This is a genomic window from Bradyrhizobium sp. USDA 4486, assembly GCF_054057995.1.
Genome location: NZ_JBSRZV010000001.1, coordinates 6,176,722 through 6,200,882, shown reverse-complemented (window position 1 = coordinate 6,200,882; position 24,161 = coordinate 6,176,722). Strand labels below are relative to the sequence as shown.

The following is a 24,161-nucleotide window of genomic DNA, read 5'->3' as shown; positions in this document are numbered from 1 at the left end:
AGCGGGCAACCGCTTCTCGCCGACATCATCTCAGGCCGATCTGCATCTCAGGCCGATCTGCGTCGCGCCGGGGCCGGAACTGGCGCGCCCCGCGCGGCGGAGGCCGACGAATTCGGCGAGCAGGCGGTCGGCGCCGATGACGCGGTTGCGGCCGAGCCGTTTGGCCGCATGTAGCGCCTCGTCGGCGGCGCAGCACCCGGTCCGGGCCGCCGTCGGCTTCGCCCGGAATGTGGCTGGCGACGCCCGGCACTGAGGGACGGCCGGCACTACCAGTTGTTGCATCAGCCGGACGGCGTAGGAATCGGCATCGTCGACCATCTTGCGCGATTTTGTCATCAGGCCACCGCCGCCACCGGCAAGGCTTTGGGCGAGGCGACGCCTGGGCCGAACAGCTTGCGCACGTCAGCGGCCGGTTTCGGCGCGCTGAACAGGTAGCCCTGCATCTCCGTGCAGCCGAGGTTACGCAGCATCTCGCGCTGGGCCTTGGTCTCGACGCCCTCGGCGACCGTGGTCATGTTGCTGGCGGCGGCGATGTTCACCACCGCCTGCACGATGACGGGCGCGCCGCTGGTCTCCGCGATGTCGGCGACGAAGCAGCGGTCGATCTTGATCTTGTCGAACGGGAAGCGCTTCAGATAGCTCAGCGAGGAATAGCCGGTGCCGAAATCGTCGAGCGCGATGCGCACGCCGATCGAACGGAGCTGATGCAGGATCGAGAGCGCGGCCTCGTCGTCGCGGATCAGCACGGCCTCGGTGATCTCGAGCTCGAGCCGGCGCGGGTCCAGCCCGGAGGCGGCGAGGGCGCCGGCGATCCGCAGCGCCAGCGTGTCGCATTTGAGCTGCACCGGCGAGACGTTGACCGCGACGCGCACATGCGCCGGCCAGGTCGCGGCCTCATTGCAGGCGGTGCGCAGCACCCAGTCGCCGAGCTCGTTGATGAGGCCGGTGTCCTCGGCCACCGGAATGAACTCCGCCGGCGAGACCATGCCGCGCTCGGAATGCCGCCAGCGCAGCAGCGCCTCGCAGCCCGAGACCTCGCCCGAGCGCAGATCGACCAGCGGCTGGTAGTGGATCTCGAAGCCGCCATTAACCAGCGCCCAGCGCAGATCCTGCTCCATGGCCAGGCGCGCCTTGGCGCTCGCATCCATCTCCGGTTCGAAGAAGCGGTGGGTGCGGCGTCCCTCGGCCTTGGCACCGTACATCGCAAGGTCGGCGTTCTTGATGAGCTGGTCGAGGTCGGTCCCGTCCTGCGGCGCCAGCGCGATGCCGATGCTGGCATCGGTGGAGAGCTGATAGCCGAGGCAGTGATAGGGCTGGCGGATCGCCTCATAGATCCGCGTCACGAAGGACAGCACCTCCGCGGAGGACTGGATCCCGGTCCGGATGACGGCGAATTCGTCGCCGCCGAGCCGCGCGATCAGATCATCCTTCTTGAGGCAGCCGCGCAGGCGGGTCGCGATCGCCTTGAGCAGCTCGTCGCCGACATGATGGCCGAGCGAATCGTTGATGCCCTTGAATTCGTCGACATCGATATAGAGCAGCGCGAACTGGCAGCCCTCCGCCACCTTGGCCAATTCGCGCTCGATCTGCTCGCGGAACAGTGTGCGGTTCGGCAGGTCGGTGAGCGCATCGTAATGCGCCATGTGCGCGATCTTGTCGTGGGCGCGCCGTCGCTCGGTGACGTCCTCGACCACGCTGATGAGGTAGCGCGGTTCGCCGGAATCATCGCGGATGCTGATCCGCGTCGAGGTGATGTAGCGCATCCCCTTGGTCAGGCTCGGCCAGGGATGCTCGTCCTTGAACAATCCGGTGTCGGCGCCTTGCAGCGCCTCGCTGTCGTCCTCTGTGACGCGCCTTGCCGTCTCCTCGGGGTAGACGTCGAGGGGAGTCTTGCCGACGATGGCCTCGCGCGATCGGCCGAACTGCTCCTCGGCGGTCCGGTTGACCAGCAGATATTGCCGCGTCCGGGCGTCCTTCACCGTGATCTGCGAGGGGATATGGTCGATGATCTCGCGCAGGAACGTGTAGTTGCGGTCGCGCTCCTGCTCCAGATTGCGCCGGTCCGTGATCTCCTCGATCGTGGCGACCCAACCGCCTTGCGCGAGCGGGGTGTTGATGACGTGGAAGGCGCGGCCGTTCGGCAGATGATGGGTTCGCGCGGAGACCGTGCCTTCGGCGACGACCCGCATCACGTCGGCGCAGAATGCCTCGACGTCGCCATCGAACGCGCCGCGCTCCTTGCGGTGATGCATCGCCTCGAGAATGTGACAGCCGGGCTTGATGACGTCGTGGGAGAGGCCGAACATGTCGGCATAGCGGCGGTTGCAGATGACGATGTAGCCGTTGGCGTCGTACAGGATCAGCCCTTGCGACATGTTGTTGAGAGCGGTGTCGAGCCGCTGCCGCTCCGCTTCGATCCGTGCCTGGGCGTCTCGGTTCTGCCGGTTGATCTGGCGGATGATCAGATAGAGGATCATCGCGATCACGGCGGCCGAGAGCGTCGCGGTCGTGACCATGAAGCCCGTCTGCTGCCGCCAGTCCGCAAGCGCGGCGCTCATGGTGTTGGTGGCGACGATGACCAGCGGAAAATGGTTCAGCGAGGCGGCCGAGCCGAGCCGCTCCTCGCCGTCGAGGGGGCTCCTGACGCGAAGCGTTTGCTGGCCACCCCTGGTCAACACCTTCTGCATCAGCGGTGCGGTCTTGAAGCTCCTGCCGACGTGCAGCCGGCGCGCCACGATCGTGGTCCATTTGCCGATGATGAAGCTGCGGACCGATTCCAGGATGACCGGCTCGGACATCGGATCCGACTTGAAGGTCTGGAAATAGGCGCGCGAGGAGATGTTGATCTTGGGCAGCGGCTGGCTTCGCGACCAGTTGATCAGCTCGCCGTCGGCGTCGTAGATCGCGATGTCGCCGAGATAGGAGACCGAGTTGATCTTGCTGCGCAGCATCCGGTTCGCGGCCGGTCCCGACATGCGCTCGCGGAACATGGCGGCTGAATTGATCTCCGGCAGGTTCATCTGCCCGATCAGATCGGCGGCAACCACGTCGGAATCCTCGAATTGCTGATCGAAGTGGCGCGCGATCAGCTGCACGGTGTTTTCCAGCTCGCGCTCGCGATTGACCAGGGTCCGTTCGCGGAATTCGCCGACAGCCATGGCCGTGACGGCGAAAATCCCCGCGACCAGCAACACGCCGCACAGGGTCAGCCACAGCACCGGTCCGCGCCGAAGCGCTGCCTCCCAGCCGCGCCGAGCGGCTAGGGACATTCCGGCTGTCATCCGTGCAAAGACCTGGTGCATTCCCCCTCCCTGGAGGGACAGAAATACACCGCACAAATGGCGCAAACATTAGGAAAGCCAGTTACCTAAGCATTAATCCGGTTGCGCCAACGCGCTCTGATGCAGCAGGACGGGAATCACGCGGCGGTTGTGTGAGGCGCACACCAACCGCTGCGCTGCATCATTAATCGCGGCCTAATGCGAGGCGCCGGTGCTCTTATCGCCGCCGCCACTGCGGAGACGTCCGACCACGCCTGTCGGGAAGAAATAGACGCTGGCGATGAACAGCAGCCCCAGCCACAGCAGCCAGCGGTCGGGATGCAACAGGCCCGGCAGCAGCGGCAGGCCGGCTTCCGAGGCCGCCTTCGAGGCAACGCCCATCAGCGATTGCAGATAGTTCTGCGCAAGGATGAAGATGGTGGCGCCGATGATGGCGCCGTAGATCGTGCCCATGCCGCCGATCACGACCATCAGCAGGATGTCCAGCATGATCGAGAAGCTGAGCGAGGTGTCGGGGCCGGCATAGCGCAGCCACAGCGCGTTCAAAATGCCGGCGCTGGCGGCAACCAGCGCCGCGAGGCAGTTGGCATAGGTGAGGTGGAAGACGGTGCGGAAGCCGAGCGCCTCGGCGCGGAAACGATTCTCGCGGATGGCTTGCAGCACGCGTCCGAACGGTGAGTTCACCACCCGCAGCAGCGCGAGGATCATCAGGGCCGATATCGCGAACACCAGATAGAAAGTCAGGATACGGCCGTTGATCTCGAAGCCGAACAGGCTCTTGGAGATCAGCACCGTGCCCGGGCGGAGCAGTTCGGGCAGCTGGAAGCTGCGCCCGTCCTCGCCGCCGGTCAGCCAGGACAGCTGCGAGGCCAGCACCTGGAAGGCGGAGGCGACCGCGAGCGTGATCATGGCAAAGAAGATCGCGGCGACCCGCAGCGAGAACAGGCCGATCGCGAGCGCGAGCAGTGCGGCCAGCGGCAGGCCCGTGACGATGCCGGTGGCGACCGCCGCCCAATTGGGACCCATGCCATACAGTGCGATGGCAATGGCGTAGCTGCCGATGCCGTAGAACATGGTATGGGCGAACGACACCGAGCCGGTATAGCCGAGCAGCAGATCGTAGGACGCGACCAGCGCGGCGAAGACGCAGATCTTGGCCGCCACATTCAGCGCCTTGGCACCTGGAAACAGGAATGGCGTCGCCGCCAGCGCCAGGATGATGACGACGAGGACGAGCGTGAGGATGCGGCTGCGCGGCGGATCGCCGGAAAGAATCATCATCGACTGGTTACCGCATAGAGGCCGCGCGGACGCCACATCAGAATGGCGACCATCAGCAGGATGTTGGAGACGAGGGCGAGTTTCGGCACCAGGAAGCCGCCGTAATTGGCGACCATGGCGACCAGGATCGCGCCGATGAAGCAGCCGCCGATCGAGCCCAGACCGCCGATGATCACGACGATGAAGATCAGCACGGTAAGATCGTCGCTCATGGAGGCGTGGACCTGCTCGCGGTAGAGCGCCCACATCACGCCGCCGAGGCCGGCAAGCGCCGATCCGGTCATGAACACGCCGAGGAACAGGCGGCGGATGCGATAGCCGAGCGCCTCGACCATCTCGCGGTTCTCGACGCCGGCGCGGATCAGTAGGCCGAGCTTGGTGCGGTTGAGCACGAGCTGGATCGCGATGAAGACGGCGAGGCCGATCAGCATCGCCAGTACGCGGTATTTGGCGATCGCGACGTCGCCCAGGATGAAGGAGCCGCGCAGCGAGGCCGGCAGCGGCATCGGAATGATCTGCGGTCCCCACAGCGCATAGAGCGTCTGTTCTGCAACAATGAGGCCGCCCGTGGTCATCAGGATCTGCTTCAGGTGCTGGCCATAGACCGGCAGGATCAGCACGCGCTCGACGACGAGGCCGAGCGCGCCGGAGACCGCCATCGAGAGCAGCGCGGCCGGGGCGAGCACCGCCAGGTTGATCCAGAGCGAATCCGCTTGGATGGAGGCGGCGAACGGCGCCAGCACCAGCGTTGCGATATAAGCGCCGACGGCGATGAAGGCGCCGTGGCCGAAATTGAGCACGTCCATCAGGCCGAAAACGAGAGTAAGCCCGGAGGCCATGATGAAGATCATCATGCCCATCGCGAGGCTCGCCGCGGTCAGTGTCAGCCAGGACGAGGTCGATCCGATCAGCGGGATCATCAGAAGTGCGAGCGCGACCGGCAGCAGGATCGGCGCGATGTCGCGCTTCGGCTTCGGCAGCGGGTCGGTCGCGGCAAGGTCAGTCACTGATGCGCCTCCAGGCTCAGGCCGAGCAGCCGCTCCTGCAGCGGCACGTCGGCGGCGAGCGCCGCCATCTCGCCGCGATGGACGATGGTGCCGTTGTCCATCACCAGCACGCTGTCGCCGAGCTCGCGGGCGGCGAAGAAATTCTGTTCGACCAGGAGAATCGTCGCGCCTTTGCGCTTGATCTCCTTCAGGCACTCGATCAGCGCCATGACGATGGCGGGCGCAAGGCCCTTGGTCGGCTCGTCGATCAGCAGCAGCTTCCGGGGCTCGATGATGGCGCGTGCGATGGACAACATTTGCTTTTGCCCGCCTGACAGGCTTCCCGCCCGCGACAGCCAGAACCGGCGCAGCGCCGGGAAGAAGCCAAAGATCCATTCCAGCTGCCTGTCGTCCATCGGCGCGTCGCGCGCCGCGAGGACGAGATTTTCCTTCACCGTGAGATCGGAGAACACCGCCATGCTCTCGGGCACATAGCCGACGCCGAGCCGCGCGATGTCGGGCGTGGCGCGGCTCTCGATGCGCTCGCCTGCGAGGGTGATCACGCCGGAGGAGGCCTGCCACAGGCCCATGATGGTGCGAAGCGTCGTGGTCTTGCCGGCGCCGTTGCGGCCGAGCAGCATCGTGACCTGTCCTTGCGGGACGGCGAGATCGATGCCTTGGAGGATGTGGTAGCGCCCGATATGGGTGTGCACGCTGGCAAGTTTGAGAAGGTCGGTCATGCGGCACTCTTCGGGGCGACGCCGAGATAGGCTTCCTGCACGATCGGCGAGGCGATCACTTCGGCTGGCGGGCCATCGGCGACAAGCTGCCCGTTATGCAGCACGATGATGCGATCGGCGAGCGAGCGCACCACGTCCATCTTGTGCTCGACCAGCAGGATGATCTTGCTCTTGTCCTGCTTGAGCTGTGCGATCAGGTTGAGGACAACGGGCACCTCGTCGATGCTCATGCCGGCGGTCGGCTCGTCGAACATGAAGACTTTCGGCTCCAGCGCGATCATCAGGGCGACCTCGAGCTTGCGCTGATCGCCATGCGACAGCGCGGTCGCGGCGACGCCGCGGCGATTGCCGAGCGCGACCTGGTCGAGGATGGCATCGGCGCGCGCGATCAGGTCGCGGCGCACCATCCAGGGCCGCAGCATGTCGTAATGGGTGCCGTTGGCCGCCTGCACTGCGAGGCGGACATTCTCTTCCACTGACAGGTTCGGGAACAGATTGGTCAGCTGAAACGCGCGGCCGAGACCCGCACGGGTCCGCAGCGGCGCGGAATGCTGGGTGATGTCGGTGCCGTCGAACAGGATGCTGCCGCTCGATGCGCGCAGCTGGCCCGAGATCAGATTGAAATAGGTGGTCTTGCCGGCACCGTTCGGCCCGACGATGGCGGTCAACTCGCCCGGGCGGAACGTGCAGGTGACGCTGTTGACCGCGACATGGCCGCCGAAGCGGATGGTGAGGTCGCGGGTTTCGAGGGTGAGGGGCATTGAGATTTTGCAAGTGACAGAATGAAGATATGTCCGCGATCTCGGTGGGCTCCCTCCCCCGCTTGCGGGGGGTGGGGAGAGGGTGTTTCCGCGAGGCGAGGACTCCCAAGAGGTGAGAGCCCTCTCCCGGCCTCCCCCGCAGGGAGGTGAAGAAAGAAAGCTCAGCGCTTGTTCTTCACCGGAACGTCCATGTCTTCGATCTTCAGCTCGCGCACCGGCTCAAGCACGGCCCAGGCGACGTTCGGATCGACCTTGACCTTGAAGTGGTACATGCTCTGCAGCGCCTGATGGTCTTCCTTCCGGAACACCATCTTGCCCTTCGGCGTGTCGAACTCCATGCCCTCCATCGCCGTGATCAGCTTCTCGGTGTCGGTCGACTTCGCCTTGGTGACGGCGGCGACGACGGACATCGCGGCGGCGAACCCACCGGCGGTGAAGAAGTCCGGCGGCGCGTTGAAGCGCTTCTGGTGCTCGGCGACGAGCCAGTCGTTCACCGGGTTCTTCGGGATGTCGTAGTAGTAATAGGTGGCGCCTTCCATGCCGGGCAGGCCCTTATAAGCGGCGAGCGCCGGCAGGATATTGCCGCCGGTGGAGAGCTCGATGCCGTAGCGCTTCGGATCCATGTCCTGGAGCTTGGCCAGCGGATTGCCGGCGCCGGCCCAGATCACCCAGATGATCTTGCGGCCCGGCTTGTCCTTCAGCGCGTCGAACAGACGCTGGCCGACCGCGGTGAAGTCCGTGGTCGTGGTCGGAGCATATTCTTCGGCGGCGAGCGTCGCGCCGGTCTTGGCCAGCGCCTCCTTGAAGGCGGCAACGCCGTCGCGGCCGAACGCGTAGTCCTGCGCCAGCGTCGCCACGGTGACGCCCTGCTTGCCGATCGCGACCGCGTTCGAGATCGCGTCCTGCGAGGAGTTGCGCGCGGTGCGGAAGATGTAGCGATTCCACTTCTCGCCGGTAATCTGGTCCGCGACAGCGGGCTCGACGATCAGGATCTTCTTGTTCTCCTCGGCGACGGGGAGAATGGCGAGCGCGGCGGCCGACGAGGTCGTGCCGATCGCGATATCGGCCTTGTCGTCCTGATAGGCTTCGGCGAGCGCGGCCTTGGACAGGTCCGGCTTGCCCTGATCGTCCTTGGTGATGACGACGATCTTGCGGCCGTCGATCGTCATGGTGCCCTTGGTAGCGTATTCAAAACCCATTTGCAGCCCAGTCTCGGTCTGCTTGGCATAGGCCTCCAGCGGACCGGTCTTGCCGTAGATCAGCGCGACCTTGAGGTCGTCGGCCCGTGCGGAGGTGCCCGCAGCGAGGGCAAGAATGGTTGTTGTTATGATGAGCGATCGACGCACGATGGTCCCTCCTGATTCAAAGTTTCTCGGCAACAGCGATTTGCACAAGCTCGCAGATATTGCAATTGCACCTTCCGGCGAAGCGCGTCGGCCTACGAGCCTGCATCATTTTTGAGCCTGCCGCAGGGCGTGGGATGCGCCGGCGGCGGCAGCTCCCTCGGCTTGACGCCGATCCGACTGCGCCTCGTCCGCACTCTCGAAAATATGCGGCGCAACGCCGCGCCGCTCCAGCGCTTCGCCGAGCTTGATGCGCAGGAACCCCGACGTGGTGTAGCGCGACACGCCGGAATAGAAGCGATCGACGAGGCTGCGGACCATGGCCGAATAATCGTCCATCAGCTCCGGCAGGATGGAAAAGTTGTCATAATTGACGATGGCGTAGACCCGGCGGCCGAGCGGCGCGAGCCTCGCCTCGACGATATCAGCGATGGTGTCGATCTCGGCCCGGCTGCGCAGCGGATAGCGTTCCAGATTGACGAAGAACAGGTTCTGCTGCTCGTCCAGCGTGAAGCGCTGGTCGAGCGGGACGGTGAGCAACCGCTCGCGCAGCTCCATCAGGCCATCGCGAAAGATCCGCTCGTCCATCAGCGCGGGATCGCGCGGGATCAGCGGCTTGAAGTCCATCAGGCGCAGGATGTCGCGCTCGATGTCGATGCCCGGCGCGACTTCCGAGAGCTCGATTCCGTCCGGGCGCAACACGAAGACGCAGCGCTCGGTGACATAGATCACGCGTTGCCCGCGCGCCGCCGAGACGGCGCCGCTGAAGGTGACGTGCTCGACATGATCGACGAATTTGCGTGAGCTGGCTTCCTCGAGGATCGACAACCTGCCGTCGTTCACCGCGATACGTTGCCGGCCTGCGCCGAAAGTGCCGACGAAGACGACCTCCTTGGCGTTCTGGCTGATATTGATGAAGCCGCCCGCGCCCGCGAGCTTCGGGCCGAACTTGCTGACATTCAGGTTGCCGGCGCGGTCGACTTGCGCCAAGCCAAGGAAGGCGGCGTCGAGGCCGCCGCCGTCGTAGAAGTCGAACTGGTAGGGCTGGTCGATCACGGCCTGGGTGTTGATCGCCGCGCCGAAATCGATGCCGCTCGCCGGAATGCCGCCGATCACGCCGGGTTCCGCCGTCAGCGTGATCAGATCGATGATCCGCTCTTCATTGGCGACCGAGGCGATCCCCTCCGGCATGCCGATGCCGAGATTGACGACGCTGTTCGCCTTCAGCTCGAGCGCGGCGCGCCGCGCGATGATCTTGCGCTCGCTGACCGGCATCACCGGCAGCGAGGCGGCGCGGACGCGGATCTCGCTCGAATAGGCCGGATTGTAGGGCGTGCCGAAGGTCTGCCAATGGTTTTCAGGCTTCGCCACGACGACGCAGTCGACCAAAACGCCGGGGATCTTGACCTGGCGCGGATTGAGGCTGCCGCTCTCGGCGACGCGTTCGACCTGGGCGATGACGATGCCGCCGGAATTATGCGCGGCCATGGAGATGGCGAGCGCTTCCAGCGTCAGCGCCTCCTTCTCCATGGTGAGGTTGCCGTCGGCATCGCCGGTGGTGGCGCGGATGATGCCGACATGAATCGGAAACGTCTTGTACAGCAGGCAGTCCTCGCCGCCGATCCGGATCAGCTCCACCAGCTCTTCGGTGGTGCGCGCATTGAGCTTGCCGCCGCCGTGCCGGGGGTCGACGAAGGTGCCCATGCCGACGCGGCTGATGTGGCCGGGCCGGTGGGCCGCGATGTCGCGGAACAGGTGCGTGATCACGCCCTGCGGCAGGTTATAGGCCTCGATCTGATTGGCGATCGCAAGCTGCTGCAGCTTTGGCGCAAGGCCCCAGTGCCCGCCGATCACGCGGCGGACCAGGCCCTCATGCGCGAAATGGTTGAGGCCGCGATGCTTGCCGTCGCCCTGGCCCGCGGCATAGACCAGCGTCAGATTGCGCGGCTTGCCTTGCGTATAGGGCGCATCGCCCTCGTTGGAGAGATAGAGCTCCTCCAGCGCGATCGCGATCTCCTCGGCAAAACCGATGCCGACGAAGCCGCCGGTCGCCACGGCGTCGCCGTCGCGGATCAGCATGACCGCTTCCGCCGCGCTGACGACTTTGCCCTTCTCGGCGTTGCGCAAATAGGGCAAGGCAGGATGCTGGCTCATGGCATTACCTCCCATGTCAGTCGCGGACCGCATGCCCGTTCTTCTCGCTTGCCTCTATTCGTAGCGCGTGGAGCGGCTGGCGACCAGCCGCTCCGGCGTCGCGGGGGGCCGCGCTCAGCCCATTCAGGGCTGAGCCGTCTTGCGCGTCTCGGTGGCGAAATAGACCGACACGACCGTGATGATCGCGAGCGCGATCATGTAGAGCGAGATCGGCCAGGTCGCCGGCGCGTAGGCCGTCATCAGTCCCGTCGCGATCAGCGGCGACAGCGCGCCGGCGAAGATCGAGGCGAGATTATAGCCGAGCGAGACGCCGCTATAGCGCACCTTGGTGCCGAACAGCTCGGACAGGAAGCTCGCTTGTGGGCCGTACATCGCGGCATGGCCGACAGCGAGGCCGAGCACGATCGCGATCCAGGCATATTGCGGGTTCTTGGTCGCAAGCAGCATGAACAGCGGGAACGACATCAGCGCCGAGAACACCGCGCCGAAGATGTAGATCGGCCGCCGCCCGACGCGATCGGAGAGCGCGCCGAAGGCGGGAATGGTGAAGGTCTCGATCGCGGCGCCGATCAGCACGCCGTTGAGCATGTCCTGCTTGTTCATGCCGAGCGATTGCGTGGCATAGGCGAGCACGAAGGTGGCGTAGATGTAGAAGAAGCCGTTCTCGGCAAAGCGCGCGCCCATCGCGAGCAGGATGTTCTTTGGGTACATCCTGATCGCCTCCAGGATCGGCATCTTCACCTCCTGCTTGGTGTCCTTGACCTTCTGGAACTCCGGCGATTCCGCGATGGTGAAGCGGATCCACAGGCCGACCAGCACCAGCGCGATCGAGAACAGGAATGGGATGCGCCAACCCCAGGCATAGAGCTGGGCGTCGGTCAGCAGCGCCGACACCACCGAGAACACCAGCGTGCCGAGCACGAGGCCGAGCGGCGCCCCGAGCTGCGGCCAGCTGCCATAGAAACCCTTCTTGTCCGCGGGCGCATGCTCCACTGCCATCAGCACCGCGCCGCCCCATTCGCCCCCTAGGCCAAAGCCCTGGATCAGCCGGCACGTCACCAGCAGGATCGCGGCCCAGATGCCGGCGGTCTCGTAGGTCGGCAGGAAGCCGATCGCCGCGGTCGCCGCGCCCATGATCAGCAGCGTCAGGTAGAGCATGGTCTTGCGGCCGATCTTGTCGCCGTAATGCCCGAACACGACGCCGCCGAGCGGGCGCGCGATGAAGCCGAGCGCGTAAGTCGCGAACGCCAGCAGCGTTCCCATCATCGGGTCGAAGGTCGGAAAGAACAGCTTGTTGAAGATCAGCGCCGCGGCGGTGCCGTAGAGGAAGAAGTCGTACCACTCGATGGCCGTGCCGATCAGGCTCGCGGTGGCGACCGTGACGTGCGAGGGCTGCTTTGCCCCGAGTTCATTGACGGTGATCGCTCCACTCATCTGGCGTCCTCCCTGGTTTTGCGAATGCGCATGTGCGGCATGCGTCATTGTGCAAAGCAAAGAGCAAACGTCGCGCCAGATGCCGAGGGCCTGGGCAAAATGCCGGAAAATCCAGCAGATTCAGCGCCCGTGCCGAACTGAAGGTGTAAATCGCCCTGTCCGGAATCCGAGACTCCGGACACACTGAGTCTCGAAACTCAGACGGAGGCGGGGCCCGAGGCGAGGCCGAACTTGGCCAGCTTCTTGTAGAAGGTCGCGCGCGAGATCCGCAGCATCCGCGCGGCCTCGGCGATCTGGCCGTTGCTGGCGGCGAGCGCCTGTTCGAGCGTGTGCTTCTCGAACTCGGCCTCGGCTTCGGCATAGGGCACCACGCGCCCGGTCGGGCGCGAAGGCGCCGCGAGCCTGACCTCGGCGCCGAGGGGAAGGATGCGCGCGACATCGTCGCCGGTCAGCCGCCCGGAATCGCTCAGGATCAGCGCGCGCTCCAGGATGTTACGGAGCTCGCGGACATTGCCGGGCCAGTCGTAGCGCGCGAGCGCTGCGAGCGCGCTCGGCGTGATCCTGGCGTTGACGTAGTCGCCGGATGCGCTGATGTCCTCGATCAGCCGGGCGCAGATGTCGGGCAGATCGTCCAGGCACTGCCGCAGCGGCGGCAAATCGATCGAGAGCACGTTGAGGCGATAGTAGAGATCGGGCCGGAACGCGCCGTCGCTGACGCGCTTGCGCAAATTGACATTGGTGGCGGCGACGACACGCACATCGACCTTGGAGATCTTGTCCGAGCCGAGCGGCTCGATCTCGCGCTCCTGCAGCACGCGCAGGAGCTTGGCCTGCAATTGCAGCGGCATCTCGCCGATCTCGTCGAGGAACAGCGTGCCGCCGTCGGCGATGCGGAACTTTCCCTCGCGCCCCCGGCGGTCGGCGCCGGTATAGGCGCCCGGCGCCGTGCCGAAGAACTCCGATTCGATCAGCGTGTCGGGAACGGCCGCGACATTGACGCTGACGAAGGGCTTCTCGGCGCGCGAGGAGGCATTGTGAATGGCCTGCGCCAGCATCTCCTTGCCGGTTCCGGTCTCGCCGGTGAGCAGCACGGTCACGTTCTGCCGCGCGGCGCGGCTTGCGAGCTGCTTGGCCTGCGCGATCGCCGGCGTCGTGCCGACGAAGTCGGCGAAGGTGAAGCGCGCCGCGCGGGCGTTGGACAATTGCCGCCGCGCCAGCCGCAGATCGCTCTCGAGCTGGGCGACGCGGGCGAGCAGGGGTTTGAGGCTTTCGAGATGGTCGTAGAGCACGAAGCCGATCGCGCCGATCACCTTGCCGGTCTCGTCCTCGATCGGCATCCGGGTGACGACCAGCTGCTCGCCGCCGAGCTCCATGATGTCGAGCAGGATCGGCTCGCCGGTCTCGGCGACCTTCCGCATCAGGCTGTTCGGAATGACCTCCTCGATCGGCCGTCCCATCGCCTCGGACGTATGCTTGAGGCCGAGCGCCGCAAGATATTTCTCGTTGACGTAGACCACCCGCCCGCCGCGATCGATCGCGATGGCGCCCTCGCAGAGCTTCTCCAGCCGCTCGAACAGCGTCTCCATCGCGCGCGCACGAAGATAGGCGGGGTCGCTGACGGAGGACGAGGCGGACATGACATATCCCAGGGGAGGTCCGCCTGTGTATTAGCAAAAGCGCAGCAATTTCAAAGGGGGAAATGGTGATTGGAGCACGGTCGAATCTCCGCCGTCGTCCCGGGCAGGCGCAGCCCGCTGTCGGCCTACCTTCGGTAACCGCCCGCCCGCGAATAGCCCTGGCGGTTCTGCTGCATCGGGCGGCTCGCCACGTTGACGCGCGCCTCACTGGAGAGCGGCGTTGCGAGCTTCAGCTCCTCCAGGAAGATCGGCCGCGAGAAGTAATAGCCCTGGGCGTAGCGGATCTTGGTCGCGGCCTGGAGATAGGCGAGCTCCTCGTAGGATTCGAGGCCTTCGGCGACCACGGTCATGCCGAGTGCCTCGCTCAAGGATTCGATCGCGCGCAGGATGCCCTGGCTGCGCGGACGCTTATGGATGTCGGTGATGAAGGAGCGGTCGATCTTGATCTCGTCGGCGGTGATGTCGGCCAGCGCCGACAGCGAGGAATAGCCGGTGCCGAAATCGTCGATCGAGATGCCGACGCCGAGCTTGCGGAACATCGGCAGGATCTCGGCCTGGAAATGATTCTTGGTGACGAAGGCGTCTTCCGTCACCTCGATCATGAACCGCTTGGGAAATCCGGTGTCGTCGAGCGCCTGCGCGAAGCTGCGCATGAATTCGGGATTGCCGGCCTGCCTGGCCGCGACGTTGATGCTGATGGTCGCTTCGGGGCCGAACGTATCGTTGATCAGGTCGATCGACTTGACGATCTCGGCCAGCACCAGATGGGTCAGCTCGTCGATCAGCCCGAGCTCGCTGGCGAGGTTGATGAACGAGCCCGGCGCCTGGATCACGCCCTCGTCGTCGCGCAGGCGCACCAATGCCTCGATGCCCTTTACGGCCTGGGTGCGGATGTCGACCTTGGACTGGAACGCGCAGCAGAAACGCTTTTCGAGGATGGCGAGCCGCAACGACTGCTCGATCTTCATCCGCGCCAGCGCCTCGCGCTCCATGCTGGAATCGAAGAAGGCGGCCGATCCCTTGCCATCGTTCTTGATGCGGTACATCGCGATGTCGGCGTTCTGGCGCAGCGTCTCGAAATTGCGTCCATGGTCGGGATAGAGGCTGATGCCGACCGAGGTCGAGGCGAAGACTTCCGAATTGTCGATGAAGAACGGTGCGGTCAGCCGCTCCAGCGTCGATTGGATGAATTCGGCGACTTCCTCCTGGCTCTGGATTGGGGCGAGCAGCAGCAGGAACTCGTCGCCGGAGATGCGCGAGAGCATGTCGGAATCGCGCAAGTCGCGCCCGAGCCGCTTCGACAGCTCGACCAGCAGCGCGTCGCCGACGGCGTGGCCGTAATAGTCGTTGATGTGCTTGAAATTGTCGACGTCGAGAAAGGCGAGCGCAAAGGGCTCGCCAGCGCGATCGCGCGCCAGAAGGCTGTTGGCGCGATGCTCGATCACACGCCGCGAGGGCAGGCCGGTCAGCTCGTCGAAATAGGCCGAGCGAAACAGCTGGTCCTCGAAATTCTTCTGCTCGGTGATGTCGGAGGAGGCCGAGATCAGGAGCTCGCGTCCGGCGAGGCGCACGGGGCGATGGGTCGTGAGCAGCACCTGGCGCGCGGCGCCCTCGTGCAGCGCTTCCTCCGTGACGACGCATTGGCCGGCGCTCAGCGCCTGACGGCAGGCTTCGCGGCGTGGCGAAAGATCGGGCGAGGGACGGCTGCCGTCCATGCCGAGCTGGGCGGCTGCGGCATCGTTGACCAGCAGAAGCCTGCCTTCGGCGTCCTGCACGGTCAGGCCGGCAGGAAGCATTCTAACGATTTCCTTGAGAAATCCGAGCTCGGCTTCGCTCACGCCGGAATATTTTTTGTCGTTCATAGAAGTCATGAATCTTGTTGTTTCAGCGCGCCTTTGCAATGGCCGCGATCTTGCGTGGTTCCCTCTTAGGTTTGGTTAAGGGATCCGCAGAAATACGTGGGTGTTTTCGAGGAAACTTGCAGCGATGCGACACACGCTGTCGATCGTCATTAACAGAGCGTCAATGTCACTTGCGAAAGCGCGTGTGGTGTGCGCGGATCGCTTTCGCCTGGATCGAGTCTCGTTGCGTGATCAGAGCTTGTCATGCCCGGGCATCCAGCCGCGTGGCGAGGCGTGGGTGGCCGGGACGAGCCCGGCCATAACGCTGTGGATGGTTCGGTGAGTCGATAACGTTCGCTATCCGCCTAGCCGCTCTTCGGGATGCGGCATTGCATGATGCAATGCAGGCCGGTCTGAAGATACGAGATCTCGGTCTTGCCCTCGAAGGCGGACAGGGCCGACTTCAGCAATCTGGTGCCGAAGCCCGGCGCCGAGACCTCGCCGATGCTCGGCCCTTCGGTTTCATCCCAGGTGATGGTCAGGCGATCGCCGTTGACGGTCCACGAGACCTGCAACAAGCCGCGCGGCGAGGAGAACGCGCCATATTTGCCGGCGTTGGTGGCGAGCTCGTGAAACATCAGTGACAGCGTGACTGCGAGTTTCGGCGGCAGGAACAGCCGGTCGCCGTTGAGCGTGAAGCGGACATGGCCGTAAGGTCCGAGCTCCGCGATCAGCAGATCGCGGATGTCGCAGCCACCCTTGTCGACCCGCGAGATCAGATCGTCGGTCGCGGCCAGCGACCGCAGCCGCGGATCGATCCGGGCCCAGATCTGCGGCTGGTCGTGCAGCACCTGGTGCATCACGGCATGCACGGTCGACAGCTTGTTCTTCAGCCGGTGCTGGAGCTCCTCGACCAGGAGCTTGCGATACTCTTCCTCCTCGATCAGGCGCCTGGAAATCCGGCGCTGCTCGACCAGAAGCGAGCGATAGTGCTCGACGCCCCAGATGGTGAGCGCGCAGACGGCCCAATACAGCGCCAGGAGGGCAAATCGCGCACGATCGGCAAAGGCATCGCCGAAATTCACGACGACGCCGAGCACGCCGCCGACGATCGCCGTCAAGATGCCGATCCGGAAGCCGCCGAAAGCGGTGGCAAAGAACACGGCAGGAAAGTAGGGGGTGAAGTAGACGTCGGGCCGCACTTGCGCGAGGCCCCAGCGCGCCAGCGTCGCAACCAGCACGCAGGCAACCGCAAAGGCAAGACTCAGGCCGAGCGATGGCGGTGCGATGCCCAGCCAGCCCTTGCGGAATTCGTCGATCAGCTTCTCCATGCGCGGCCCGGTCGCGATGTGCATTCGGTGCGAATGTTACGCATGTCGCCAGCGCAAGCAAAGCTTGCCTTGGCGAAAGCCGGCAGGAATAGTGACCATCGCGGAGCCGTCATGCGCGGTGTCCGCCATTTGGCATCAAAACGTTCAAAAACGGGGACATTCCATGGCCAGGCTGGACGGCAAGGTGGCGGTGATCACGGGCGCGACGAGCGGCATCGGCTTGCGGACTGCGGAAGTCTTCGTTGCCGAAGGTGCCAAAATTGTGATCGCGGGGCGGCGTATACCGGAAGGCGAGGCGCTGGCAACGCGGCTCGGGGCAAACTGCATCTTCCGCCAAACGGACGTAACGGTCGAAGCGCAGATGCAGGCGCTGATCGCGCTCGCGGTGGAAAAATTCGGCCGGATCGACTGTCTCTTCAACAATGCCGGCGGCCCGGCCCAGACCGGGGGCATCGAGGGTCTCGAGGTCGAGCGTTTCGACGCGGCGATGGCGACCCTGGTGCGCAGCGTCATGCTCGGCATGAAGCATGCCGCGCCCTACATGAAGAAGCAGGGTTCCGGCAGCATCATCAACAATGGCAGCATCGCCGGCCGTCTCGCGGGCTTCTCCTCGTCGCTCGTCTATGGCGCGGCCAAGGCGGCGGTGATCCATCTCACCAAATGCGTGGCGATGGAGCTCGGCGAGTCCAACGTCCGCGTCAACTCGATCTCGCCCGGCGCGATCGCGACCGGCATTTTCGGCAAGGCGCTGGGGCTATCGACTGATGCCGCCGAGAAGACGCCGGCCGTGATGCGCGAGGTCTACAAGACCGCGCAGCCGATCCCGCGCGCGGGCCTGCCTGACGACATCGCCCAGGCCGCGGTGTTCCTGGCCAGCGACGAATCCAGCTTCATCAACGGGCACGACCTCGTCATCGACGGCGCCATGACCGGCGGCCGCAACTGGAGCCAGCAACAGCAGGGCTTGAGCGCGTTGCGCAAGGCGTTTGACGACGGGGCGTAACGGCTCGGGCGACGCTGCCGTAGGGTGGGCAAAGGCGCGCCCTTCGCGCGCCGTGCCCACCAAATGTCCCTATGTGAAAGTCGTGGGCACGGCGCTACGCGCCTTTGGCCACCTGCGATATCCGCTGTCATTCCGGGGCGATGCGGAGCATCGAACTATGGTGCGCAGTTGCGCACCTGAGAATCTCGAGATTCCGGGTTCGCACTTCGTGCGCCCCCGGAATGACGTCGTGCTGACTTCACACCGCCCTCATCCTCACCCTCAGCCCATCCTTCGGCTTCGGGATCGGCCACATCTGCCAGTCCGGCTTGTAGCCCTCATTCAGCGACACCTCGATGTTCTGCAGGAAGTGCCGCGCGAAGCACTTTGCCTGCATGTAGGCGAAATGCAGGCCGAGGCACATATGCGCGCCGCCGCCGAACGGCACGAAGGCGAAGCGATGGCGGTTGCGCTGGGCCTCTTCGGTAAAGCGCATGGGATCGAACCGATCCGGCTCCGGCCAGAGTTCCTTCATATGATGGGTGTAGAGCGGATTGACGCCGACCGCGGTGCCGGCTGGAATCCTGTAGCCCTTGAAGCTGAAATCGCGCATCGCGCGGCGCGGCATCGAGGGCACCGGCGGCTTGATCCGCAGCGCTTCCTTGAAGGCCATCTCCGTCAGCTTCATCTTGTCGAGATCGTCGAAGCTGCTCGGTGCGTCCGGCGCGAGCCGGAGTGCCAGAACCTCGGCCCGCAGCTTCTCCTGCCAGTCCGGATTGGCGGCGAGCTCGCCGACGAAGGAGGTCAGCGACGAAGTCAGCGTGTCGTGCGCCGCCATCATCAGGAAGCTCATATGATCGATGATGTCCTGCTCGGAGAGCAGCGCACCGTCCTCATGTGTGGCGCGGCAGAGCTGCGAGAACAGATCGTCGCCGCCGTGGTTGCCGCGTCGCAGCGGAATCTGCTCGCGGAAATAGGCGACGATGCGCCTGCGGCCCTTCACCCCGCGCGCCATCTGCGTGCCGGGCAGGGGCCGACGGATCGGCGCGACGGCGGCCGCGACCATGTCGACGAAGGCGCGGTTGATCTCGTTGACTTCCGGCCCGATCCCGGCGCCAAGGAAGGATGCGGCGGCCAGATCGAGCGTCAGCTGCTTCATCGCCGGATAGAGCTGCATCTCGCCGGGATTGGCCTTCCACTGCGCGACGCGCGCGGAGATGCCGCGATCGAGATCGGACAGGTAGGACTTCATCGGCCCGGACTTGAACGCGACCGACAGCGCCTTGCGATGCAACCGGTGCTCGTCGAAATCGAGCAGCATCAAGCCGCGTGGAAACAACAGGCCAAGCACCTTGTTCCAGCCGTGCGTCGACGAGAACAGCTTGTGCTGGTCGAACAGCACCAGCTCGTTGGCCTCGGGGCCGAGCAGCACGACGTTGGTCTCGCCGAAAATGTGGGTGCGATAGACGGGGCCATATTTGGCACCGTTGCGCTCGATATGCCCCTTGGGGTCGGCGAGCACCTTGAAGGTCATGCCGATGATCGGCCAGCCTTCGTCGCCAGGGATATGCGTCAGCTCGTTGCGTCTGGGCGCCGTGTACTGGAGCGCGGGCGTGGCCACATTCTGGATCGACATGACGCTTGCTCCGGTTGGCGGACCGAATAGACATCGCGCGACCGCGGCAACATTGCGGCCTGCGCCAAGCTGAGAGGTCAGCATAGCACAGGCCAATATGTCTTGCGCGTGAACGAGGTTACGATCGTAACGCCAACTTGGCCTAGCGCTTCGCTGCTTCCTTCTGCAGATCAGGTGCGTTGACGGCGGGAATCGCGACGCGGCCGGGGCCGGTCACCTTCAGCGCCTCGGCGGCCTTTTCGTTCTCCATGATCTTGGCCATCACGGCCTGTCCCGCGCGCTCGAAGATCGCGCGGTTCTCGATCACGAATTTTTGCGACTTGCGCAGGCCGTCGATATAGCCGTTGATCTCCGGCACGACATAGCGCGCCACCATGTCCCAGCTCCGGCGCGTGGCTTCCGGATTGGCCCAGTCGTGCACGAAGCCGATAATGGCGCCGACGCCGCCGGACACCTGCATCACGTTCTTGATGGTTTTGACGAGATCGTCGGGCGTGCCGATCGTGGAGGCCGCGCCCTCGACGAAAGCAGTCTTGTCCACGGCCTCGTCGGGCGAGGAGAATGCGGTGAGGCCGGGCCGCTGCAGCGTGCCGACATTATATTCGTTGTGCCAGCGCATCAGCCCGGCGGCGGCTTCGCGGCGGGCCTGCTCGCGGCTCTCGGCGATGTGGAAGGTCAGCAGCACGCGCCAGTCGGCGCGGTTCACCGTTGTGCCGTGCTTCTTGGCGGCATCCTCGGCGAACTGCCATTGCTGCTGCAAGGACATCAGCCCCTGCGTCGTCATCGAGCCCAGCGAAATGATGCCGATGCCGTATTTGCCGGCGAGGGTCATGCCTGACGGCGAGATCTGCGAGGCCACCACGAACGGCATCTCCTCCTGCAACGGCAGGATCTGCAGCGCGGCGTCGTTCATGGTGAACCAGTCAGTCTTGGCGGTGACGCGTTCGCCGTTGAAGAGGCGGCGGATGATGCCGATCGCCTCGTCCTGGCGGTCGCGCTGCGTCATCGGGTCGATGCCGAGCGTATGTGCATCCGACGCCAGCGCGCCGGGGCCGGAGCCGAAGATGGCGCGGCCGCCGGTCATGTGATCGAGCTGCACCATGCGCTGGGCGACGTTGAAGGGATGATGATAGGGCAGCGAGATCACGCCGGTGCCGAGCCTGATCCGCTTGGTGCGCTCGCCCGCCGCAGCCAGGAACATCTCGGGCGAGGCGATCATCTCCCAGCCGGAGGAATGGTGTTCGCCGCACCAGAACTCGTCATAGCCGAGCGCGTCGAGCTGCTCGACCAGGTCGAGATCGCGCCGGAACTGGAGCATCGGATGTTCCCCGATCGGATGATGCGGGGCAAGAAAGGCTCCGAACTTCAGGCGCGCCATGGCGTTCTCTCCGGCTGAATTTTCTGGTTGTTGAAGTGATGAGGCTACGTGGTGGCGGAAGCGAACGCAATCGCGTGATGTCCCGCGCGACGGAATGGAGGCATGCGTGGCGTAGACCGCTCTCTTCTCCGCTTCTCCCGGTTTATTGCGCGCACACGCTCCCACAGCCGTCATGGCCGGGACAAGCCCGGCGATGACCAGAAGTGAGTGAAGTTACCGCGTCATCCTGTTCCACGCATCGAGCTCAGCGATCTCGACGCCTCGGCCAGCGTCGGATAGTTGACCGTGTTCTGGAAAGTAGTCGATGCCGGCTTTGAGGTTCAGCACGGCCTGCCCGATCCGCAGCGCGACATTGCGGTCGCGCAATTCGTGCATGAACGTCGATCAATTCCTTGTCGATGAAACCGAGGAAGGCCGGCCGCGGCTCGATCAGGGTGGGAGACTTCCGAACCCCCTGCAAAATCAGCGGGAACCGACATGCAGCAATCGCGCCGGTGCGGCACGGGGAGAACAAGCCTTACCTCTGAGGTAATCGCGCAGATGACGCCGATCTGCGAGCATCGCGTGCAAATAGATTTCCGAAAGCCCGCGCGCCAATGCATCAAACCGTCACAAAGCCGATCGATTCGACCCGCCGCTGGTGGGTGCTGACGATCGTCGTCGCCGCCCAGTTCATGTTCGGCGTCGACGCGTTCGTTGTGAACGTCGCGATCCCGACCATCGCGGTCGATCTGCACGCGACGCCGGCGCAGATCGAATCTGTGATCGCGATCTATCTGATCGCCTATGCGACGCTGGTCGTCACCGGCGGCCGCCTCGGCGACATTCATGGCACCAAGAACGTCTTCCTGGCCGGCGTGCTTGGCTTCACCCTGACTTCGCTCTGGTGCGGTCTTGCGCAATCCGGCGTCGAGCTGATCATTGCACGGCTGGCGCAGGGCGCGACCGCGGCGCTGATGGTGCCGCAGGTGCTGGCGACGCTGCATCTGCTGTTCACCGACGAGACGCGCAGCCGCGCCTTCGCCATCTACGGCATCGTGCTGGGGCTCGCGGGTGCCGCCGGCTTTCTGCTCGGCGGTCTCCTCGTCACGATCGACCTCGCGCACACGGGCTGGCGCTCGGTGTTCTTCGTCAACGTCCCATGCGGCCTCCTCATCGCGCTTGCAGCCTGGCAGATCATGCCCTCCGCGCCGCGGCAACCAGACACGAGGCTCGACGTCAAGGGCAGCGTCGTCCTGTTCGCGGGCCTGCTCTGCCTGATCGGGCCGCTGCTGTTCGGCCACGACGTCGGCTGGGCGCCGTGGCTGTGGGTGGTGATGGCACTCGGCGGCGTGATCCTCCTGGCGTTCCTGAAGCTCGAGCACGCTGTCGCGCACGCCGGCGGCATGCCGCTCGTCGATCTCACTCTGCTCGCGGATGCCGCCTTCCTGCGCGGGCTCGGCGCCGCCTTCTTCTTCTTCGTCGCCAATCTCTCCTTCTATCTGGTCATGACGCTGTACATGCAGCGCGGGCTCAGAATCCCGCCGCTCGAAGCCGGCACGGCCTTCATTCCGCTCGCGCTCGCCTTCGTCGTTGCCTCGCGCCACAGCGGCGTGCGGGCGCGCCATCGCGGCACCAAAGTGTTGATCGAGGGCTGCGCATTGCAGATCGCGGGCCTCGCCGCGCTCGCGCTCGTTGCGGGCGCGATGGAATCGCCGACGGCAATCACGCTCGCCCTCACCATGATCGTCTTCGGCTATGGTCAGGGACTTGTGATGGCGCCGCTCTCAGGCGCGGTGCTGTCGACCGTCAAGCCTGTCGCGGCAGGCTCCGCCTCCGGCGCGTACGGCACGACGGCGCAGATCGGAAATGCGGCCGGAGTGGCCGCTATCGGTGCGGTGTTCTTCGCGATCGAGGCACTGCAATCAGCGCGCGCAGGATTTCTCGTTTCGCTCGCGTTGTTTGTGACGTTAATCCTGATCTGCGCCGCATTCCTGTCGTGGATGCGCCGCGCACCTGCATGAAGTTGAGGCAGTGCGGCCGACACGAGGTGATTCCTGCGAGTTTTTGCGTGATTTCGGGTGATTGACAGCACACGGCCTTTTTATTTTGCGCTGCAGCAACTATTTGGTTTGGGTGAACGTTGAAAGTCGCCCACCAGGAAGTTGCCGTGTCGCTAGCTAGAAATGTCGATCTGTTGAGACGTCTGCCGAAGCTGGACGGTCTGCGCTTTGCCGAGTTCGGCCGCAGCGCTGATTCATCCAGTCCTTTGCAAGAGGTCACGGACTTCGGCGCCAATCCCGGAAACTTGCGCATGTTCGCGTTCGTGCCGGCGCAGCTGCAGAAGCCGCGCGCGCTGGTCGTCGTACTGCATGGCTGCGGCCAGACCGCTGCCGGCTACGATCTTGGCGCGGGCTGGTCGACGCTCGCGAAGCATTACGGCTTCGCGCTGCTGATGCCCGAGCAGCAGCGCGTCAACAATGCCAACACCTGCTTCAACTGGTTCAATCCGGAAGATACCGCGCGGGACAGCGGCGAGGCGCGTTCGATCCGCGAGATGATCGCTCATATGGCCGCGACGCATCGCATCGATGCCAGGCGCGTCTTCATCACCGGTCTTTCCGCGGGCGGCGGCATGACCTCTGTGATGCTCGCGACCTATCCGGAAGTTTTTGCGGCCGGCGCCATCATCGCGGGACTTCCCTACGGCATCGCCTCGAATTTGCGCGAGGCGCTCGACGGCATGTTTCATTCGCCGGTGCGGTCCGCACGCGAGCTCGGCGATCTCGTCCGCAATGCCTCGAATCATCGCGGGCCCTGGCCAAAGGTCTCGGTGTGGCACGGCAGCGCCGACCGCACCGTCAATCCCGGCAATGCCAGCGAGATCGTCAAGCAGTGGCTCGATCTGCATGACCTGCCCGCGGTGCCGATGGCCGAGACCAATGTCGACGGCTATCCGCGCCAGGCCTGGTGGAACAAGGACGGCGAGACGCTGGTCGAGTCCTACGCCATCACCGACATGGCGCACGGCACGCCGCTTGGGCTGGCCGACAACGACCAGCGCTATGGCATGGAGGGCGCGTTCCTGATCGAGGCCGGCATTTCCTCGTCCTATCACATCGCAAAATTCTTCGGCCTGACCGGCTGGATTCCGGACGCCGCGAAGAAAGCGGACGCAAAGCCGGCGCTGCCTCCCGCGCCCCATCTCGCCCGCTCGATCCGCGCCGCCGCCGCCGAGCAACCCGCGCCGAAGCGCGAGAAATCCCGCAGCTTCGATCTCGGCCAGATCATCACCCGCGCGCTGACAGCCGCGGGGCTGATGAAGTAGGCCAGCCCCGCTGTCGTCCCTGCGAACGCAGGGACCATACTTTATGATCTATCGATCGCGGACGGTCGA

Annotated in this window: 18 protein-coding genes; 3 read left to right on the top strand and 15 right to left on the bottom strand. The window is 64.8% G+C overall.

Going from position 1 to position 24,161, the window contains the following annotated elements; genetic code table 11:
* Positions 1–30 precede the first annotated feature (30 nt).
* The 12 genes from ACVWY3_RS29210 to ACVWY3_RS29155 all read right to left on the bottom strand — a co-directional run bounded on the left by ACVWY3_RS29210 (position 31) and on the right by ACVWY3_RS29155 (position 16,789).
* Positions 31–336, bottom strand: a complete 306-nt coding sequence (locus ACVWY3_RS29210; RefSeq protein ID WP_456841567.1) for a hypothetical protein — start codon at positions 334–336, stop codon at positions 31–33.
* Positions 336–3,302, bottom strand: a complete 2,967-nt coding sequence (locus ACVWY3_RS29205) for a bifunctional diguanylate cyclase/phosphodiesterase (protein WP_456841566.1) — start codon at positions 3,300–3,302, stop codon at positions 336–338. Before ACVWY3_RS29205 ends, ACVWY3_RS29210 begins: the two co-directional genes overlap by 1 nt.
* A 174-nt stretch (positions 3,303–3,476) precedes the next feature.
* Positions 3,477–4,562 (bottom strand): branched-chain amino acid ABC transporter permease, encoded by a 1,086-nt coding sequence (locus tag ACVWY3_RS29200; protein WP_456841565.1) that lies wholly within the window; start codon positions 4,560–4,562, stop codon positions 3,477–3,479.
* A complete protein-coding gene (locus tag ACVWY3_RS29195; RefSeq protein WP_456841564.1) occupies positions 4,559–5,569 on the bottom strand; it encodes a branched-chain amino acid ABC transporter permease in 1,011 nt (336 codons plus the stop codon). Before ACVWY3_RS29195 ends, ACVWY3_RS29200 begins: the two co-directional genes overlap by 4 nt.
* Complete coding sequence (locus tag ACVWY3_RS29190; RefSeq protein ID WP_456841563.1) at positions 5,566–6,288, bottom strand: ABC transporter ATP-binding protein; 723 nt, start codon at positions 6,286–6,288, stop codon at positions 5,566–5,568. Before ACVWY3_RS29190 ends, ACVWY3_RS29195 begins: the two co-directional genes overlap by 4 nt.
* Positions 6,285–7,049, bottom strand: coding sequence for an ABC transporter ATP-binding protein (locus tag ACVWY3_RS29185; RefSeq protein ID WP_456841562.1), 765 nt, complete (start codon positions 7,047–7,049; stop codon positions 6,285–6,287). The genes ACVWY3_RS29190 and ACVWY3_RS29185 overlap by 4 nt, the downstream gene beginning before the upstream one ends.
* Before the next feature lie 161 nt (positions 7,050–7,210).
* Complete coding sequence (locus tag ACVWY3_RS29180) at positions 7,211–8,395, bottom strand: substrate-binding domain-containing protein (RefSeq protein WP_456841561.1); 1,185 nt, start codon at positions 8,393–8,395, stop codon at positions 7,211–7,213.
* A gap of 105 nt (positions 8,396–8,500) precedes the next feature.
* Complete coding sequence (locus tag ACVWY3_RS29175; protein ID WP_456841560.1) at positions 8,501–10,546, bottom strand: acyl CoA:acetate/3-ketoacid CoA transferase; 2,046 nt, start codon at positions 10,544–10,546, stop codon at positions 8,501–8,503.
* A 123-nt stretch (positions 10,547–10,669) separates the two neighbouring features.
* Positions 10,670–11,980, bottom strand: coding sequence for an MFS transporter (locus tag ACVWY3_RS29170; RefSeq protein WP_456841559.1), 1,311 nt, complete (start codon positions 11,978–11,980; stop codon positions 10,670–10,672).
* Positions 11,981–12,177: 197 nt separating this feature from the next.
* Positions 12,178–13,617 (bottom strand): sigma-54 interaction domain-containing protein, encoded by a 1,440-nt coding sequence (locus ACVWY3_RS29165; protein ID WP_456841558.1) that lies wholly within the window; start codon positions 13,615–13,617, stop codon positions 12,178–12,180.
* Positions 13,618–13,742: 125 nt separating this feature from the next.
* Entirely contained in the window at positions 13,743–15,479 is a 1,737-nt protein-coding gene (locus tag ACVWY3_RS29160; protein WP_456841557.1) for a putative bifunctional diguanylate cyclase/phosphodiesterase, read from the bottom strand.
* A 344-nt stretch (positions 15,480–15,823) separates the two neighbouring features.
* Positions 15,824–16,789, bottom strand: coding sequence for a sensor histidine kinase (locus ACVWY3_RS29155; protein WP_456843485.1), 966 nt, complete (start codon positions 16,787–16,789; stop codon positions 15,824–15,826).
* Positions 16,790–16,952: 163 nt separating this feature from the next.
* Between ACVWY3_RS29155 and ACVWY3_RS29150 the strand changes: the two genes are divergently transcribed.
* Positions 16,953–17,792 carry an SDR family NAD(P)-dependent oxidoreductase gene (locus ACVWY3_RS29150; protein ID WP_456841556.1) on the top strand — a complete coding sequence of 280 codons (840 nt, stop codon included), beginning with the start codon at positions 16,953–16,955 and terminating at the stop codon, positions 17,790–17,792.
* Positions 17,793–18,030: 238 nt separating this feature from the next.
* Here the strand turns inward: ACVWY3_RS29150 and ACVWY3_RS29145 are convergent, their stop codons facing one another.
* The 3 genes from ACVWY3_RS29145 to ACVWY3_RS29135 all read right to left on the bottom strand — a co-directional run bounded on the left by ACVWY3_RS29145 (position 18,031) and on the right by ACVWY3_RS29135 (position 21,160).
* A complete protein-coding gene (locus ACVWY3_RS29145; protein ID WP_456841555.1) occupies positions 18,031–19,407 on the bottom strand; it encodes a cytochrome P450 in 1,377 nt (458 codons plus the stop codon).
* 142 nt (positions 19,408–19,549) lie between these two features.
* Positions 19,550–20,785, bottom strand: coding sequence for an LLM class flavin-dependent oxidoreductase (locus ACVWY3_RS29140; RefSeq protein WP_456841554.1), 1,236 nt, complete (start codon positions 20,783–20,785; stop codon positions 19,550–19,552).
* Between the two features lie 213 nt (positions 20,786–20,998).
* Positions 20,999–21,160: a hypothetical protein gene (locus ACVWY3_RS29135; protein WP_456841553.1), complete on the bottom strand. Its 162-nt coding sequence runs from the start codon at positions 21,158–21,160 to the stop codon at positions 20,999–21,001.
* Positions 21,161–21,381: 221 nt separating this feature from the next.
* Between ACVWY3_RS29135 and ACVWY3_RS29130 the strand changes: the two genes are divergently transcribed.
* A complete protein-coding gene (locus ACVWY3_RS29130; protein WP_456841552.1) occupies positions 21,382–22,788 on the top strand; it encodes an MFS transporter in 1,407 nt (468 codons plus the stop codon).
* Between the two features lie 146 nt (positions 22,789–22,934).
* Entirely contained in the window at positions 22,935–24,092 is a 1,158-nt protein-coding gene (locus tag ACVWY3_RS29125; protein ID WP_456841551.1) for an extracellular catalytic domain type 1 short-chain-length polyhydroxyalkanoate depolymerase, read from the top strand.
* Positions 24,093–24,161: the final 69 nt, after the last annotated feature.

Excerpts from the sequence above, each read along its gene's own strand:
- ACVWY3_RS29130 (WP_456841552.1), top strand. The coding sequence starts at position 21,382 with ATGCATCAAACCGTCACAAAGCCGATCGATTCGACCCGCCGCTGGTGG.
- ACVWY3_RS29160 (WP_456841557.1), bottom strand. The coding sequence starts at position 15,479 with ATGAACGACAAAAAATATTCCGGCGTGAGCGAAGCCGAGCTCGGATTT.
- ACVWY3_RS29140 (WP_456841554.1), bottom strand. The coding sequence starts at position 20,785 with ATGGCGCGCCTGAAGTTCGGAGCCTTTCTTGCCCCGCATCATCCGATC.
- ACVWY3_RS29135 (WP_456841553.1), bottom strand. The coding sequence starts at position 21,160 with ATGCACGAATTGCGCGACCGCAATGTCGCGCTGCGGATCGGGCAGGCC.
- ACVWY3_RS29185 (WP_456841562.1), bottom strand. The coding sequence starts at position 7,049 with ATGCCCCTCACCCTCGAAACCCGCGACCTCACCATCCGCTTCGGCGGC.
- ACVWY3_RS29210 (WP_456841567.1), bottom strand. The coding sequence starts at position 336 with ATGACAAAATCGCGCAAGATGGTCGACGATGCCGATTCCTACGCCGTC.
- ACVWY3_RS29170 (WP_456841559.1), bottom strand. The coding sequence starts at position 11,980 with ATGAGTGGAGCGATCACCGTCAATGAACTCGGGGCAAAGCAGCCCTCG.
- ACVWY3_RS29205 (WP_456841566.1), bottom strand. The coding sequence starts at position 3,302 with ATGCACCAGGTCTTTGCACGGATGACAGCCGGAATGTCCCTAGCCGCT.
- ACVWY3_RS29145 (WP_456841555.1), bottom strand. The coding sequence starts at position 19,407 with ATGTCGATCCAGAATGTGGCCACGCCCGCGCTCCAGTACACGGCGCCC.
- ACVWY3_RS29190 (WP_456841563.1), bottom strand. The coding sequence starts at position 6,288 with ATGACCGACCTTCTCAAACTTGCCAGCGTGCACACCCATATCGGGCGC.
- ACVWY3_RS29150 (WP_456841556.1), top strand. The coding sequence starts at position 16,953 with ATGGCCAGGCTGGACGGCAAGGTGGCGGTGATCACGGGCGCGACGAGC.
- ACVWY3_RS29175 (WP_456841560.1), bottom strand. The coding sequence starts at position 10,546 with ATGAGCCAGCATCCTGCCTTGCCCTATTTGCGCAACGCCGAGAAGGGC.
- ACVWY3_RS29155 (WP_456843485.1), bottom strand. The coding sequence starts at position 16,789 with ATGGAGAAGCTGATCGACGAATTCCGCAAGGGCTGGCTGGGCATCGCA.
- ACVWY3_RS29200 (WP_456841565.1), bottom strand. The coding sequence starts at position 4,562 with ATGATGATTCTTTCCGGCGATCCGCCGCGCAGCCGCATCCTCACGCTC.
- ACVWY3_RS29165 (WP_456841558.1), bottom strand. The coding sequence starts at position 13,617 with ATGTCCGCCTCGTCCTCCGTCAGCGACCCCGCCTATCTTCGTGCGCGC.